The organism is Chthoniobacterales bacterium, from assembly GCA_018883245.1.
Classification (GTDB): domain Bacteria; phylum Verrucomicrobiota; class Verrucomicrobiia; order Chthoniobacterales; family JACTMZ01; genus JACTMZ01.
The window spans coordinates 40,613-54,004 of record VEQL01000017.1 but is presented as its reverse complement, the minus strand read 5'-3'; the positions used below and the strand labels follow the sequence as shown (position 1 = coordinate 54,004).

The following is a 13,392-nucleotide window of genomic DNA, read 5'->3' as shown; positions in this document are numbered from 1 at the left end:
CGCCATAGCCTTGGTGACCTCTACGACTTTACGAAGGATGTCGCAGAGCACTGCGAATATATCACCATAGAGAAGAAAGATTGGGATGCCGGGATGCCCGGACGCTCTGGCGTCTGGCATGTGGTCACAACCACCAGCCGGCGTGCACTCAAAGCAGAGATGAGGGCTAGAGTGTCTGAGATTCTCCGGACGGATCGGGACTCGATCGAACGCTACAAGAAGAAGTTGAAAGCTGAAGCCTCTAAAGAGGCGAAGGGACCCAAGTCCGCCCGCCTGTTGTTCGAGGCGGATATCTGGGACGATTTCAATCCGACATCCTACGCCGTCTACCTAGAGGAACCTTCTCAAGACTCGCGCATGTTTCGTTTATGGGAACGCACGAATGATTTTTGGCGACTCAGCGCTATTTCGGTCCCTGCCTACATTAGTGTGAAGGAAGCTGCTCGCACCATGGTGCTTCAGTATCTTGGGCCACCAGGGGCGTCGGGAGTGCTGTCATTTAAGGCTGGGCCTGTTTTCTCCGAGGAGGGCCTTGAATCGCTGGCAAAGGAATACCAACGTGGCGGTTGAGAAAGCTCGGGCATTGGCACGCCACGGAATTTGGGCAGCGCTGCCCACCAAGGCTGTATTCAAACAACTGCACGCCCCGTTCCCAGCCTAGCAACACCTTCAAATCGATAAGGTTGTGCCCGTGAGCCTTGGGGTGAGAACCAAGCTCTGGTGGGGCGGGCAATACGAGGGCTGAGGCTGCTGCTCAATCAGCGAGCCGATCCTGATTGGCTGATCCGTTTCGTTTATGACGCACAAAATCCTCGCTTGCCGTGGCCTCTTTCAGAATGGTTTCTCCATCTATCGCACAATCACAAATCAGCCATGAGTTACTACATATGGATCGGAGAGCAGGAACAGGGACCGTATTCCCTTGAGGAACTTCAGCACTCGCTGAATGCGGGCGAAATAGGTCTGGACCAAATGGTTCGACTAGCAGACAGCTCCGACTGGGTATCGGTCGGCCAAATCGTTTCTGCTGCCTCAGTTCCGAAGCGTTCACAAGTTGAACCGACAGTTAGCCGGTCAGCCCTTAATGTGCCTCGGGGAATCCTGCTAGGCGTTGGAGGTGTTGCAGTTGTTGGTCTAATCGCAATGGTTTTTAATAGTTGCGGCCCTGCTCGATCTGGTGCGGTTGCCACTGCACCTGTTGAGCCATCTGAATCTCAGCCTTTACCAGCAACGTTAGCCATCGCCGCAAAAACGCCTGAGGTCGTGGTGGACGAATCTGACCCACGGTTTGCTAAGGCCGCGCTTTTTAGGCAACACGGCCTTAATGAGGATTCAAAGCGTGAGTTAATTCTAATCCTTACTGCCGATGATGATGATGCCCTAAAGGCTAAGGCGGTCTACCTGCTAGGCATGATCGCATTCGACCAGAATCAGATCCCTCTTGCGCTGGAGACTTGGCAGAATCTCGTGGCCACTTATCCGGAATCCGAAGAAGCGAAACTGGTCAAAGAACGCATCAATGACCTCGCCCAAATCGTCGGCGAATCTCAGAAAGAAAGTCTCAACAATGCTGTAGCCGAATCCTATCTACGACACGCTGACTTTTGGTCTCGAGGGAAGAGCGAGGTATTTTCGTTGGATACTAGTTGGATACCGAATGTTGATGCGGCAGTGAAATGGTTCGACAAGACCATAGCTGAATTTCCGAAGTCGACGGCCGCCCGTATCGCCTATGAAGAGAAGATGAAGACTCTTCTCGGGTGGGAGGAACCCGGACAATATGGAAACAAGCATGGTGTAAAAGCATCTCCTCAAGCCTACATCCCGAAGCTTGTTGAGACGTTCAAGCAATTTGAGGCTGAGTTTCCCGACGCAGCAACTTTGCCGGCGTTTCGCTTCCAGATTGCGCAAGCTTACTGGGGGGAGAAGGACTGGGAGAATTCGAAGGAGTGGCTCAACTCCATTATTGAAAAGAGCAATTCTTCCGACACGTTCTATGTTGACTTGGCTAGAAGGCGTTTGGAGAAGCTCGAGTTTTGAAGTAAGCAATCTTTTATGGCGACCGATGGCGTCCAAGGGTTGGTCGTCCCCCAGTTAAATCCCATGAGAAAACGTTTTTCAGCTTTACACTTTTTTCGGGGGCATCCCTCCCATACCCGAAAGTAGCAAAACGCTGATAACGAGGCTTCTACGCTCAAACAGGCGGCAGCTTACGGGTGACTTGGAAGAAGTGGAAAAGGTGGAAAATGGTGGATTTTGGCTCACCGCGCGCGAGTGGCGGTGAATTCCACCAACCGCTCGATCATGGGCGCGGTGATGTGCACGTCGGCCAACCGAACCACGGTCCAACCGGCGAGAGTCGCCTCGAGGTATTTCTCCATGTCGGCGACGAAGCCCGCCGCGCGATTGTGGCGCCCCTGGATCCAGATGCCGCCCTCGATCTCGATGAGGGTTTGGCTCGGGAGGTGGGCAAAGTCGGCCCGCCAGCGCCGGCTCAAGTCGAAGCGATATTCGCGCTCGATGGGCGGACCGCCGAGGGATTTCCAGTAGAGGGCGAACTTGGATTCGAGCTTTGAGCCGCTGGAGCGGTAGCGCAGGCGCCGGGGCATGCCCGACGGGCCGAAGTCAATCCGGGTCGTCTTTGAAAAGCGATGGCTGCTCGAGGCTTTTGGCGGGGGTCGGCTTTGATGAGCCGAGACCGAAGAGGCCGAGGATGCGATTGAGCCAAGAGCGAAGGAGTTCCATTTCCACCGCTGAAACTAGACAGGTCGTGGCGACCGGGCAACCATGCGGCGATGATCCGCGATGACGCCGCCAAGGGAGTTCGAGTCCGCTTTGCGGGAGGAGAGATCGGTCTTCTTGGTGAGCTTGGCCGATCGCTCAAGGGCAAGACGGGCACGATTGTCTATGGCGTGAGCGAGGACATCTTCTGCTACCCCGACAATCCGGAGATGGACATGGTCTGGGTGGCCTTTGACGAGGACCGGCTGCCGATGAGGCAGGTGTCATTGGCGTTTCTGGAGCCGGCGGGCTTATGACGCGCAAAGTCCTTGCTGCCGCCTGAGCGGGAGCCGGATGCTGGTCGAGCGATGACGAAGCTTCAGATGATCTGGGCGTGTCCCAAGCTGCCGAGCGGCCGCTGGGTGGCACTGGACTGCTGGCGCTTGAGGGAAGCGGTCAACGAGGCCGACCGCACAGGTGATGTGACCGAGTTGCTGGAGATTTGGCGCGAGCACAACGTGCGCCGACACATCGAAGTGGTGGAAATCGTGGAGCGTCCGGATCTTCCGCCAAGCGAGCTGGCCATGGCCGAGATCAACGATCAGCAGCGGGTGCCGGTCATGACGATGGAAACCGGCTACACGATGGACGATGTTCTCTCGGACAAAGCGCCCTGGTCGCCGGAAGACACGGCTGTGTTTCGCGAGTTCACCCGTGAGATCTGGGTGCATGCGCGGGTTGCCCTCTGCCTGATGAGGTTGCGTGACTGCTTGGCCATGATTCTGGCCCGCACGCCCGAGGAGCAGGCATGCCGATGAAACTGGCGGCGATTCTGGTTTTGTTTGTTGCAGGTTGCGCCACGAGGCCCGAACCCGAGCCTGAGCCGATCGTGGAGCATTGGCGGGAGGTGTTGGTGCAGACGATTCCGCGCGGCGGTTACGTTGAAAGGGACAACGAATACATCGGTGTGGCGCCGATCCACGTGCGCGTGCGAACTTCGGAAAGCGGTTATCCCAAGCGCCGAGTGAAGATCACGGCAACGGACAGGCCGACCGGTTCGTATGTCTTCAAGGTATTGATGCCGGGCGAGGTGGTGCCGGAGAAGATGCTGATGGACATCCGCCCGTATCTGCCGCCGCAACTCACGTTTTAGATGTGCGGCTCGGGAGCGAGTTCAAGCTCCGGCTGATTCGGATCGGCGACACGCAGTTCGATCTCATCGACGAACGCGCGGCTGACGCGGGAGGTGACCTTGACCATGGTCTGCGGGTGGGAGCGGTCGAAGGTGACGCGGAAGGTGATGGCGAAGCGGCCTTCGTCGTCGGCGGATTTTTCGGCTTCTAGGAAGTTGGTTTCCAAAAGTTCCTTGATCGCCTCGAGGGCGGCGGCTTGATGGGCTTCGGTTTGGGCTGGTGTCATTGGTCGTCGGGGCGCATTTGGTATTCGGATTGGAGGGCTTTGACGATGGCGACCACGCCCTCGAAGTCCTTAAGGAGATCGCGCAACTGGTCTTTGGAGAGTGTGCGCAACCAGTCGCGACCACCGTTTTGCCGCCACCACAGGCAAAGATTTGTGATTGCTTGGACGGCCCGGGAGCTGTTTTCCCCGGCTGGCGTCAAACCGTCGGATCCTGGGGCCAATTTCTCGTAGATGTCGAGAACCGGACGCAGGTCGCGCTGCATGGCGGCCCGCTTTTCGGGCGGCGCATCTGCTATGTAGCCGGCATCAAGGAAGCGGCGGTAAAGTCCACTGATTCGGTTGACCCAGACGCAAAATGTTTCGATCGGTTTGTCGTTCGGATCTGGCTCGAGTTCCTGTGGCGCGAGAACCCGGCCGGCCTCGATGGAGCGGGCGAGGCGCCGCTTGCCCATGCCATGCTTCTCGGCCAGAGCGAGCCACTTGTCTTGCTCGGACGGCGGGAGCTTGGCGACCGTGTAATGGTGTTCAAAATATAGGTTACGCCGGCGTAACCCATTTGCGATATTTCGGCACACGCTCGCAGCTTTTTCCAGTGTCTCGGTGCTCAGGCCCGTAATCTCGGTCGCCATCTCGTAGCGCCTTTTGATCTCTTCGGACATTCTGCGACGGCCGAATTTGAGTCCGCCGCCTAGTTCTTCCTCCCGATGGATCAGCCAATCGCCGATCATGAACATGGACGCTTTGGTTACGCGGCCAATGCGGTGGCCGAGGCTGGTCCACTCGTCGTCGTTGAGGCGTGTGTGGAACTGAAGCCCGACTTCGGTGACGGTGATCTTGTCGTTGTTGATGGTCAGATCATCGTTGGTGATCGCGAGATCGTTGCTTGGAATGGCGAGTTGTTTCATCGGTTGGCCTTGGCGTTGTGTTTCAATTGGGCTTGGCGGTAGGACTGGCGGGCTGTGGCCGGCCGCATGGAGCGGGACGGCGGAAGATTCAGTTCGCGGGCGATGTCAATGCAGCGCTTGGAGACCGCCGCGCGTGTCATTCCGTGCCTCCGTGCGATGGCCGTCATGCTATCGCCCAGAAAGCTTGCTCCGCTGACAAGAGCGAAGCATTCGAGGGTTAGCTTGGCGTTCTTCTGGTTGAGGAGTTCTCCGAGCATTCGGCGCAGCGCATCCCACAGCGCCTCTGAATCGAATGGTCCTTGGTCGTTTGCCTGCGTCTCGGGTTCGACTTGGGCCATGATGTCGGGGGTGTAGGACGCGAGGCTGGAATCGGCCATGTCGCCGTCAAGGCCGGTGCCGGTTGCGTGGTGGTCATCGACCAAAGGCTTGTCCAAGCCGAGGGCCGCCAACTTGGCCAGATCGGCATCGCCCAAGCTTGCGGTCCATTCCGCGTAAGCACGCACGTATTTGTTCGTTCGCGTGTGCTGACCCTCGGCGGAGGTTTCGACGCGCGAGAGAGGCTTCTGCGCACGATTGCGGGGTGCTGGCGTTTGGCGGTCTGACCCCGCATCTGCCGGCTTACCTGCTTTGCTACGTGAGTCGCGTGGTCCAAGATTTTTGGTCTTTTGGCCTCCCTCCTCGCGCGTGCTGCAAGCTGCAAATACAACACCACCCCCCTTTAGGGGGTGGGTATGTGTATTATTTGCAGCAGCTGCAGCTTTAGTTTTTTGCATCACTTTTTTCGGCATTTTTGCAGCAAGTCACGAAGGGTTGGTTTGCAGGAGCTTGTGCCAGTTCCAAATTGTGCGGATCGACACGGCTAATTTTTCAGCGACCTCGTTTTGGTTTTGACGGGTCAAAGAGCCGCCGAATTCGCTCAAAGCGGCGCGAAAAGCGGCCTCCTCAAACTTGCTCGGACGACCCCGTTTGCCCGTGGAGTAGGAGGCTGCTCCCTTCGATGGTTTCGGCGGCTGTGCGCACTGCTCCCAGCAGATGCCGGGGCCAGAGGAATGGCGGACAAAGATGGTGTCGGTGGGGTTCTCATCCATGTCGCGCAGGCCCGCGCGCTTGCGGCGCTTGGTCATGGAAAACTGAAAGGTCGGGGGTGCGCCCTCGGGCATCGGTACGCGAAGGATGACGGCCATCTCGCGCGCCCAGTTGGTGAGGGCCGAACTGCCGAGGCCGCTGTAGGCCAAGTCCGAGGCGGTCCAATGGGAACCCGCCTTGGGATCCTTTGACGGCTTTCCCGTGTGGTGCAGGAGAGCCCAGATGACGCCGGTGCGGTGGGAGATGGCGTTGAGCTGATTGCAGCAGAACTCGGAGATCACCTTCTGGTCGCTGATGTCATCTCCGATGAAGTTGAGCAGGGGATCGACCCAGACGATGTCGGGCTTGTGGCGGTCGATGAGCTTCGAGGTCATCTGCACGAAGCCGGGTCCGGTGTGCGTGGTGTTGCGGTAGATGATGATGCGGGAATCGAGCAGTCGTTCCTCCTCGGGCGTGAGGCCCATGCCTTGGCGCACGCCCTGATACATTTCGGCCAGATCGCCGATGTCGTTCTCGGCCTGGATGAGCAGCGACTTGAGGGGCTTGCCGCGGGTTGGGGCGATACCGAAGGCCTCGCGGCCGAGCGCCCACAGGATCATGAGCTGCATGCAGAGCGAGGACTTGCCGATGCCCGATTGGCCGACGATGACGAGCGACCCGCCCCGGCAGAGCCAGCGGTTGCCGAGCACGGAGTTTGGATCGTTGGAAATGTCATACACCGACAGCGACGACACCGGCATCGGCTCGAGTTCGTCGTCGATCTGGCGGGCTTCCCACTCGATCCACGACGCGGCGCCCAGCCCTGTGGCCAGCAGGCGCTGACGACGCAGTTCGGAGCCGACCTGGCGGAAGCCGTCGGGACAGCGGGAGAGGCGCGAGGGGTTTCGGTTCTGGCGATCGAGGTTGAGGTGCTTGAACTTCTCGTAGACCGCATCGACGCGCAGGCGGTATTGGGCCTCGTCGGGCGCGTCGACGCGGATCCAGGCGTGCAGGCTCTTGTTGCCCGAATCGATCAAGGCCGAGACCGGAAGGCCGCTAGTGACAATGGCGGCCAGTTGCTTCTCCTTGGGGATCGGCTGGCCCGCGGCATCGCAGTCGAATTCCACGAGCACGTGGCGGAAGGCGGCCACGTCCTGGTTTCGCGCCCCGCCGTCGCGCATCGGGTTGATGCGCACGTAGAGACCGAGCTTGGCGGGGAAGACCTCCTCGATGCCGCCCTTGGCCTCGATGTGGCGGATCCACTGAGCTGCGGTGCGCGTCTTGCCGCGCTTGGGCACGGCCGCTCCGTCCTTGCCCTCGCCGGCTACGGCAATGGCGACGAACTCGTCGGGCATGAAGCAGGTTTCAAGGAGCGTGCGCCATCCATGGTCGAGCGGGGTCGGAAGTGCGGGCAGCGGTTCGTGGTTCTCGCGGTGGTCGCCGTTTTTTCCGTTGGATCCGTTGGAGCCACTTGCTGCCGCGCCCGTGGCGGGCGAGCGCACGGCACCGGAGTAGGCGCTGTGCACGGTGTGACGGGCCTCGTGTTCGCTCAGGCCGTCGGCCAGGGCGCGGGCGATGAGCGCCTGCTCGGCCTCGGCCGCCTCGATCATGGCATCGCGGAACTGGCAAGCGGCCTCGAACAGCTCGCGGTTGCGCGAGCCTTCGGGAGCGCCGCGTTCGAGATACTCGCGGGTGCGGCACGGAAGACGGCCGCCGCTGGTGGCGCGATACTTCATGCTGCGACGGCGGTGGCGGGCGAACGTTTGCCAAACTTCTCGTCCAAGAACTGCTTGGCCTCCTCGAAGGTGGCCAACTGCGGCTCTGGGTGCCCGAGCTTGGTGAGCCAGCGAAGTTGCTTTGGCGTGGCCAGCTTGAGTTGGCCGCGCATGAAGACACGATCAAGGATCGCCGCGGCGTGGCCCTTGCAGGTGACTTGCTTTGAGTCGAAGCCGAAGCGGCTCAGGACTTGAAGTTGTCGGGGCGTGGCCGCATCGGTGTGCCAATGCATGGTCGGCTCGAACTCGGCCAAGTCGATGTCGCCGAGCGAAACGGCGTATTCCAGCGGGTCGAAGAAGCGCGCGCGTCGGGTGCGGTTAAAGTCGAGTCGCTCCGAGAGCTTGCGCGTGCGCTCTTCGACAGCATTGCCCGCAGCGGCTTCAAGATCCTCTTCCTGCTGCAGCATCTCGGCCACCTCCTCGGCCTCCTTCTCGTCCTTTGCCACCAAGTGCGCGGGCTTGATGAGCGAGTGGTCGTTGGTGAGCCAAAGGAAATCCAGGAGCAGCAGGTGGTCCTTGTTCGGGTAAACACGTGTGCCGCGGCCCACGATTTGGCAGTAGAGACTTCTGACCTTGGTCGGCCGGAGACAAACGACGCAGTCGATGGATGGCTCGTCGTAACCCTCGGTCAGGAGCATGGCGTTGGACATGACGCCGGTGCGCGCTGACGAAAACTCCGACAATATTTCAGCACGGTCCTTGGTCGTTCCGTCCACATGCCAGGAGGGCAAACTGGCCGCTTGGCACATGCGGGCGAAAAGCTGTGAGAGGCTGACCAGCGGCAGGAAGACGATCGTCTTGCGGTGGCGGTACTCCTTGGCCAGCACCTCGACGATTTTGCCGAGCTGCGGGGCGATGATTTCGCCCAGGTCCTCGGCGTTGTAGTCGCCGGCCACGGTGCGCGCGCCGCGCAGATCGAGACCGAGAGGAATCGTGCGAACGCGGATCGGGGAGAGCCAGCCCTGCCTGACCAAGTCGAGCAGGCCCACCTCGTAGGCGATGTTCTCGAAATACTTTCCGAGTTCGCGCTTGTCGGACCGCTCCGGAGTGGCGCTGGCGCCCAGGGTGCGCGTGTCGAAATACCACAGCACTTTTTGCCAAGAGTCGCTGGTGGCGTGATGGGCCTCGTCAGCCACAACCAGCCCGAAATGTCCGCGCGGCCAGCGCTTGAGGCGGTTGTCGCGCATGAGGGTCTGCACGCTGCCGACAACCGCGGGCGCATCGAGCGACGCTTTGCGGTCGGCCATCTCCACCTCGGCCGCGATGCCGAAAGACTCAAGCCGTCGGGCGGCCTGATCGATCAGCTCTTCGCGGTGGCAGAGGATGAGCGAACGCTCGGGCATGATGCGCCGCACCACCTCGCAGAAGATCTGGGTCTTGCCTGCCCCGGTGGCGGCCACCAGGAGCTGGCGGCGGAATTCGCCGAAGCCCGACATGATCGAGTCGGCCGCCGCCAGCTGGTAGCCCCGCAGGGAGCTAGAAGGGGAGTCCATCGCGCTTCTCCGGCTTGGCGGGCATGAGCCAGGCGGCCACTTTGCTGCGCTGGCGCCCCTCGTAGGTTTCGTTGACGACGCGGATGCGCGCGGTTTTGCCGACGAGTTCGTCGGCCTCGATGTTCACTTCCTCGTCGGGCACGACCTTCTGGCCGATGGCGGCGCGGAAGCTGTCGATTTTCCAGAACGCCGAGGGCGTGAAGACCAGGCGGTCGTAGAGGACGGCCTCGTTCTCCAGCCGCAACTTGAGGGAGATGATCGGGTTGCCGCCGCTTTGGGACTTGCCCTCCTCGGCGTTGATGATTTCGCAGTGGTACTCGCCGGGCTTGACGGCCTCTGGAGCAACGGACGGTTCGCTTGCTTTGTAACTTGGCATGTTGGTCTATGGGTTGGTTGTTGTGGTGGTTGTTGGAAGCGAGGCGGTCTTGTCGGCCAGGAGAGCCGCGACGGGCTTGCCTTGGCGGATGACCTCCTCGGGAAATGGACGGGACGGGAGCCTCGACTCCCAGAGCGCGCGGAATTTCTTGGCCGACAGGTTTCCGTAGGCGGCGAGCACTTCGCCGAAGCCGAGCGCGGTGATGTGGCGGCCGACGTCCACGTGGTCGACGAACTCGCGCGCGGAGCGCTTGGAGAGTTTCCAGCCGGGCACGGTCTTGCCTTCAGACAGAAGCGTTTTGGCCGTCTCCTGCGCTTTCTCGCGGAAGTCATCGAGCACCGAGCAGGCGGTGAGAAAAAGCCCGAGGCGTTCGGGATCGGCCAACACCGCGGCGAAGTCGAAGCCGGCGCCGGGCGCGATCACCGAGTTGGCCAGCTCCATGCGCGCCGGGCAGGACATCGCCTTGGCGCACCATGAGCAGTATTCGCAGAGCACGGGCTTCCTGTGCTCGTCGCGGTAGGAGGCCACGACCCGCTCCACGATTTCGCGCGCCTCGCGGTGCGTGAAACTGTGCGTCACCACCTCGCGGCTGTCGCAAAAGAGCAGGTGCGCGGTCCAAGTCGGGGCGAAGTGCTGCTCCATGAGTCCGAGGGCGTAGGCCGCCATTTGCTCGCGGTAGTTGCGCTTGGCCCCGGTTTTGAGGTCGGCGTGGAAGAATTTGGTCGGCACGATCGCATCGGCCGTGCCCGGGGCTTCGAATCCGGGCACCGCCACACGACAGGCCTCCTCGTCAACGATTTGCCGCTCGCCGCCGGCCATGGCGCGCAGCGCGCTCACGGCCCACTCGACCGCCTCGAGGTCGGCCTCGGTGAGATTCTCGAAGTTCGGGGCCGGCTTTGACTCGACGCGGGCGCGGAAGACCGCGTCCATGCGCGTGCCGCGCTCGGCGGCCGGACCGGGACTTGGATCCGACTCGTAGCAGGGGCAGAGCGCGAGCTTGGGCAGCGCGGAGGGACGAAGACTCACTGCGCGGCCCCCGAGTTGAAGCTCTCCACGGCCGCCAAGAACTTGTCGGGATCGGCGAAGATGCGCGCGGCGTAGTCGGCGTCCACATCGTTGAGCGATCCGTCCTTGGTGAGTTGGCCGCGGTCGATCAAGAACTCGCGCCCGTCGTTGACGCGGTCGCCGAGGATTTCTGCCAGACGCTCGCCTTGGGATTTCGCGCGTGCGGCAGGCGCCATGTTGGAGGCGAACACCGGAGCGATCGCGTCGTAGGAAAAGGGGAGCTTCTCCTCGAGGCCGTGGCGATTCTTGGCGTCGTAGGCCGCGCAGTGCGTGGTCATGATGACGCGCTCGCGCCCGCCGATGCCGCGGCGGCGGCCGGAGTCGCTCTCGGCCACCTTGGTCACGTAGTTGGTGAAGAGGATGAGATCGGCCCACTCCTTGAGAAGCGGAGCCACCTGCTTGGAGAGCTTCAGCTCGTAGCGGTCGTAGCTGCCTACCTGATCGGGCGACTCGAATCTGCGCACGGTGGAATGCGCGAGAAAGACGATGTGCATGCCGCCGTGGAGCAGCGTGTCGAGGGAGGCCAGGAACTTGGCGAACTCCTCGGCGACCAGCACGTAGCCCTTGCCGTAGCCGAAGTCCTCGATCGACTCCTTGCTGGCCTTGCGGCAGAGGTGCTCGGCCAGTCGTTTCTCGAGCCAGTCGGCCGTGTCGATGACGAAGCTCTTGAACTCATGGTCGCCGCGGGCGAGTTGCGCGGCGGCGGAGGTGACGTCGTCCCACGTGCGTGCATCGGGGAAGCGGACAACGTCGAGGTGGTGCGTTCCGCCTTCGGTGTCGAGGAAGACGGGCGAGGGGAGGTGGCTGGCGAGCGTGGACTTGCCCACGCCCTCGGGGCCGTAGATCACGGCCTTTTGCGGCCGTGCGATCTTGCCGCGCGACAGCGTGAGGTTGGAATTTTTCATATCGGGGTTCGGCTGCCGCTGCGTTGTTGGCGGGCCCCGCCGACGATCGCGGCTTGTCATCCGCGGGGCCGTGACACCGCTGGTTCGGCGCACGCAAGAGCCATACACCCCGATTTTTTTTGGCCGGTTGCGCGATCCCGCGAAATCCCGCTCAGTCCTCCTGGGTCCTCCTCAGTCCCGCTGAGTCACGGATTTTCCCGCGCAAAAAATTTGACGGTGCTCGCGGAGAGCCAGCGCTTACTGGTGCTGCTTGAGCGTGAAGTCGGGATGCTCGTGCAGCCAATCAAGCACCCACTCGGGACGGGTGCGGCCGCCCGGAAACGGAGCACCTGCTCTTCGCGCCGCAGTGATCCAGTTCTCGGTCACTTGCAGTGCATCGGCCGCCTCACGAGCCGTGTAGAGCTTGTAGACGTGGGCCGGCGGCATTGGGGCGGCGGCAGGCATGGTGCTTTAAAGGGGGAGGAGAGTCTGATAGCGCTGCAAAAATTTTCCAGAACTGCCCCGTAAACTTTGTCTTACAATGAAAAGAACTGAAAACGTGTCACTTAGGGTGAGCGAGCCGGTCAAAAAGGCTCTTGTTCACATCACCAAGAACGAGGAAAAGCCGGAGTCGACCGTTCTGGTTGAGGCCGTGGTTGCCCACATCACCGAGCGGGGGCTCTCGCTGCCGCCGGAGTGCCCGGAATACCAAGTAAGCGAGGCGGCCCGGGGCAGCCTCAATGCCCAACTGGCAGAGCTGATGGACAGGGCGATCCCGGTGGCGAGGGATCGGTGCTGGAAGTGGGCCGAAGAAAACGCCCTCAGCCGGTTCGGGGCGGTGTGGCAGCGGGTGCAGGAGATCGACCATCCGGCCCTGTACAATGCGGCCTTGGAGCTTTTCTCCGATGCAAAACGCACTCCGCGCGAACGGCTTAGGGCCATGGAGTTCCGGGTGCGGACCTTCGAGGAGGAGATGGCGACTGACAGGTGCTGAAAAAAATCGCCTTATGACACATACGGTTGTTTGCAATGACGCTTTCGTGCCTACCATTCGGAGGCGATATGCGTCGCCGCGAATTCCTGTCGCTTTGCGGACTCGCCGCGGGGTCGTGCCTTGTGCCTGACGCCGTGGCGAGAGTCATCCGCGAAACCTGCGTGCTGGCCCGCCAGCCCTATCTTGTGCTGCCGCGGAACCCAAAGAGCACGCTCTACGCGCTGAGCACGGACGGTGCCACGGATTTCATGCTCCACCTTGGTGATCCCTCCGAAGAAGCAAAGATTCCGACGTGGCGAGAATACTTTGACGATTACGAGGGCATCGACATCAACGACAAAGCCGCGGTTGAGGAATGGTGGCGCGAGCAGGTTGGAGATCCCGAGGACGATCCGGTCACGATCCAAGCCGACGAGGAAATCGACGGCGTGGCTCTGGAGCGCTACGAGACGCACCAAGAACTCATTGAAGGCCCTGCGGCCAGCGCTTTCCACTACCTGCGCGATGTTCCGCTGGACGATGATCGTGGCGTCGGGGAGGGGAACCTGCTTGGAGAGTTGAGCTTCATCCAAGGTGATCGCCCCGGATCGAACCTCACCTATGTCGAGGCACCCGATCTGGCCACCCTGGCCTGCCTCCAAAATCGCCTCAACGAAATCGGCGAAAACCTCGCCATCGAGATTCGGGGTTGGTGA

Annotated in this window: 16 protein-coding genes; 6 read left to right on the top strand and 10 right to left on the bottom strand. The window is 61.2% G+C overall.

The window, feature by feature from the left end; all coding sequences use genetic code 11:
- Positions 1 to 873: 873 nt before the first annotated feature.
- Entirely contained in the window at positions 874 to 2,040 is a 1,167-nt protein-coding gene (locus FGM15_07645) for a tetratricopeptide repeat protein (protein ID MBU3665733.1), read from the top strand.
- 221 nt (positions 2,041 to 2,261) lie between these two features.
- On the opposite strand, the gene FGM15_07640 is transcribed toward FGM15_07645, so the two are convergent.
- The gene (locus tag FGM15_07640; GenBank protein ID MBU3665732.1) at positions 2,262 to 2,609 is read right to left on the bottom strand and encodes a hypothetical protein; all 348 of its coding nucleotides are present in this window, start codon (positions 2,607 to 2,609) and stop codon (positions 2,262 to 2,264) included.
- A 186-nt stretch (positions 2,610 to 2,795) separates the two neighbouring features.
- Between FGM15_07640 and FGM15_07635 the strand changes: the two genes are divergently transcribed.
- Genes FGM15_07635 through FGM15_07625 form a run of 3 tightly spaced genes read left to right on the top strand, consistent with a single transcriptional unit; the run spans position 2,796 to position 3,874 of the window.
- Positions 2,796 to 3,038, top strand: a complete 243-nt coding sequence (locus FGM15_07635) for a hypothetical protein (protein ID MBU3665731.1) — start codon at positions 2,796 to 2,798, stop codon at positions 3,036 to 3,038.
- Positions 3,039 to 3,089: 51 nt separating this feature from the next.
- Positions 3,090 to 3,539, top strand: a complete 450-nt coding sequence (locus FGM15_07630) for a hypothetical protein (protein MBU3665730.1) — start codon at positions 3,090 to 3,092, stop codon at positions 3,537 to 3,539.
- Positions 3,530 to 3,874 (top strand): hypothetical protein, encoded by a 345-nt coding sequence (locus FGM15_07625; protein MBU3665729.1) that lies wholly within the window; start codon positions 3,530 to 3,532, stop codon positions 3,872 to 3,874. Before FGM15_07630 ends, FGM15_07625 begins: the two co-directional genes overlap by 10 nt.
- Here FGM15_07625 and FGM15_07620 read toward each other — a convergent pair.
- The 9 genes from FGM15_07620 to FGM15_07580 all read right to left on the bottom strand — a co-directional run bounded on the left by FGM15_07620 (position 3,871) and on the right by FGM15_07580 (position 12,150).
- Positions 3,871 to 4,140: a hypothetical protein gene (locus FGM15_07620; GenBank protein ID MBU3665728.1), complete on the bottom strand. Its 270-nt coding sequence runs from the start codon at positions 4,138 to 4,140 to the stop codon at positions 3,871 to 3,873. The genes FGM15_07625 and FGM15_07620 overlap by 4 nt on opposite strands.
- Complete coding sequence (locus FGM15_07615; protein MBU3665727.1) at positions 4,137 to 5,045, bottom strand: hypothetical protein; 909 nt, start codon at positions 5,043 to 5,045, stop codon at positions 4,137 to 4,139. The genes FGM15_07620 and FGM15_07615 overlap by 4 nt, the downstream gene beginning before the upstream one ends.
- On the bottom strand, positions 5,042 to 5,548 hold the full coding sequence (locus FGM15_07610; GenBank protein MBU3665726.1) for a hypothetical protein: 507 nt from the start codon (positions 5,546 to 5,548) through the stop codon (positions 5,042 to 5,044). Before FGM15_07610 ends, FGM15_07615 begins: the two co-directional genes overlap by 4 nt.
- 297 nt (positions 5,549 to 5,845) lie before the next feature.
- Entirely contained in the window at positions 5,846 to 7,846 is a 2,001-nt protein-coding gene (locus tag FGM15_07605; protein MBU3665725.1) for a hypothetical protein, read from the bottom strand.
- Entirely contained in the window at positions 7,843 to 9,378 is a 1,536-nt protein-coding gene (locus tag FGM15_07600) for a DEAD/DEAH box helicase (GenBank protein ID MBU3665724.1), read from the bottom strand. Before FGM15_07600 ends, FGM15_07605 begins: the two co-directional genes overlap by 4 nt.
- A complete protein-coding gene (locus tag FGM15_07595; GenBank protein ID MBU3665723.1) occupies positions 9,362 to 9,754 on the bottom strand; it encodes a DUF669 domain-containing protein in 393 nt (130 codons plus the stop codon). Before FGM15_07595 ends, FGM15_07600 begins: the two co-directional genes overlap by 17 nt.
- Positions 9,755 to 9,760: 6 nt before the next feature.
- Positions 9,761 to 10,780 carry a DUF2800 domain-containing protein gene (locus tag FGM15_07590; GenBank protein MBU3665722.1) on the bottom strand — a complete coding sequence of 340 codons (1,020 nt, stop codon included), beginning with the start codon at positions 10,778 to 10,780 and terminating at the stop codon, positions 9,761 to 9,763.
- The gene (locus FGM15_07585) at positions 10,777 to 11,784 is read right to left on the bottom strand and encodes an ATP-binding protein (protein MBU3665721.1); all 1,008 of its coding nucleotides are present in this window, start codon (positions 11,782 to 11,784) and stop codon (positions 10,777 to 10,779) included. The genes FGM15_07590 and FGM15_07585 overlap by 4 nt, the downstream gene beginning before the upstream one ends.
- Before the next feature lie 177 nt (positions 11,785 to 11,961).
- Positions 11,962 to 12,150 carry a hypothetical protein gene (locus tag FGM15_07580; GenBank protein MBU3665720.1) on the bottom strand — a complete coding sequence of 63 codons (189 nt, stop codon included), beginning with the start codon at positions 12,148 to 12,150 and terminating at the stop codon, positions 11,962 to 11,964.
- 94 nt (positions 12,151 to 12,244) lie between these two features.
- Here FGM15_07580 and FGM15_07575 point away from each other — a divergent pair, with 94 nt between their 5' ends.
- Positions 12,245 to 12,697 carry a hypothetical protein gene (locus tag FGM15_07575; GenBank protein ID MBU3665719.1) on the top strand — a complete coding sequence of 151 codons (453 nt, stop codon included), beginning with the start codon at positions 12,245 to 12,247 and terminating at the stop codon, positions 12,695 to 12,697.
- Between the two features lie 68 nt (positions 12,698 to 12,765).
- Entirely contained in the window at positions 12,766 to 13,392 is a 627-nt protein-coding gene (locus FGM15_07570; protein MBU3665718.1) for a hypothetical protein, read from the top strand.

Coding starts and splice junctions, on each gene's coding strand:
- FGM15_07645 (MBU3665733.1), top strand. CDS start 874: ATGAGTTACTACATATGGATCGGAGAGCAGGAACAGGGACCGTATTCC.
- FGM15_07640 (MBU3665732.1), bottom strand. CDS start 2,609: ATGCCCCGGCGCCTGCGCTACCGCTCCAGCGGCTCAAAGCTCGAATCC.
- FGM15_07635 (MBU3665731.1), top strand. CDS start 2,796: ATGATCCGCGATGACGCCGCCAAGGGAGTTCGAGTCCGCTTTGCGGGA.
- FGM15_07630 (MBU3665730.1), top strand. CDS start 3,090: ATGACGAAGCTTCAGATGATCTGGGCGTGTCCCAAGCTGCCGAGCGGC.
- FGM15_07625 (MBU3665729.1), top strand. CDS start 3,530: ATGCCGATGAAACTGGCGGCGATTCTGGTTTTGTTTGTTGCAGGTTGC.
- FGM15_07620 (MBU3665728.1), bottom strand. CDS start 4,140: ATGACACCAGCCCAAACCGAAGCCCATCAAGCCGCCGCCCTCGAGGCG.
- FGM15_07615 (MBU3665727.1), bottom strand. CDS start 5,045: ATGAAACAACTCGCCATTCCAAGCAACGATCTCGCGATCACCAACGAT.
- FGM15_07605 (MBU3665725.1), bottom strand. CDS start 7,846: ATGAAGTATCGCGCCACCAGCGGCGGCCGTCTTCCGTGCCGCACCCGC.
- FGM15_07600 (MBU3665724.1), bottom strand. CDS start 9,378: ATGGACTCCCCTTCTAGCTCCCTGCGGGGCTACCAGCTGGCGGCGGCC.
- FGM15_07595 (MBU3665723.1), bottom strand. CDS start 9,754: ATGCCAAGTTACAAAGCAAGCGAACCGTCCGTTGCTCCAGAGGCCGTC.
- FGM15_07585 (MBU3665721.1), bottom strand. CDS start 11,784: ATGACAAGCCGCGATCGTCGGCGGGGCCCGCCAACAACGCAGCGGCAG.
- FGM15_07580 (MBU3665720.1), bottom strand. CDS start 12,150: ATGCCGCCGGCCCACGTCTACAAGCTCTACACGGCTCGTGAGGCGGCC.
- FGM15_07575 (MBU3665719.1), top strand. CDS start 12,245: ATGAAAAGAACTGAAAACGTGTCACTTAGGGTGAGCGAGCCGGTCAAA.
- FGM15_07570 (MBU3665718.1), top strand. CDS start 12,766: ATGCGTCGCCGCGAATTCCTGTCGCTTTGCGGACTCGCCGCGGGGTCG.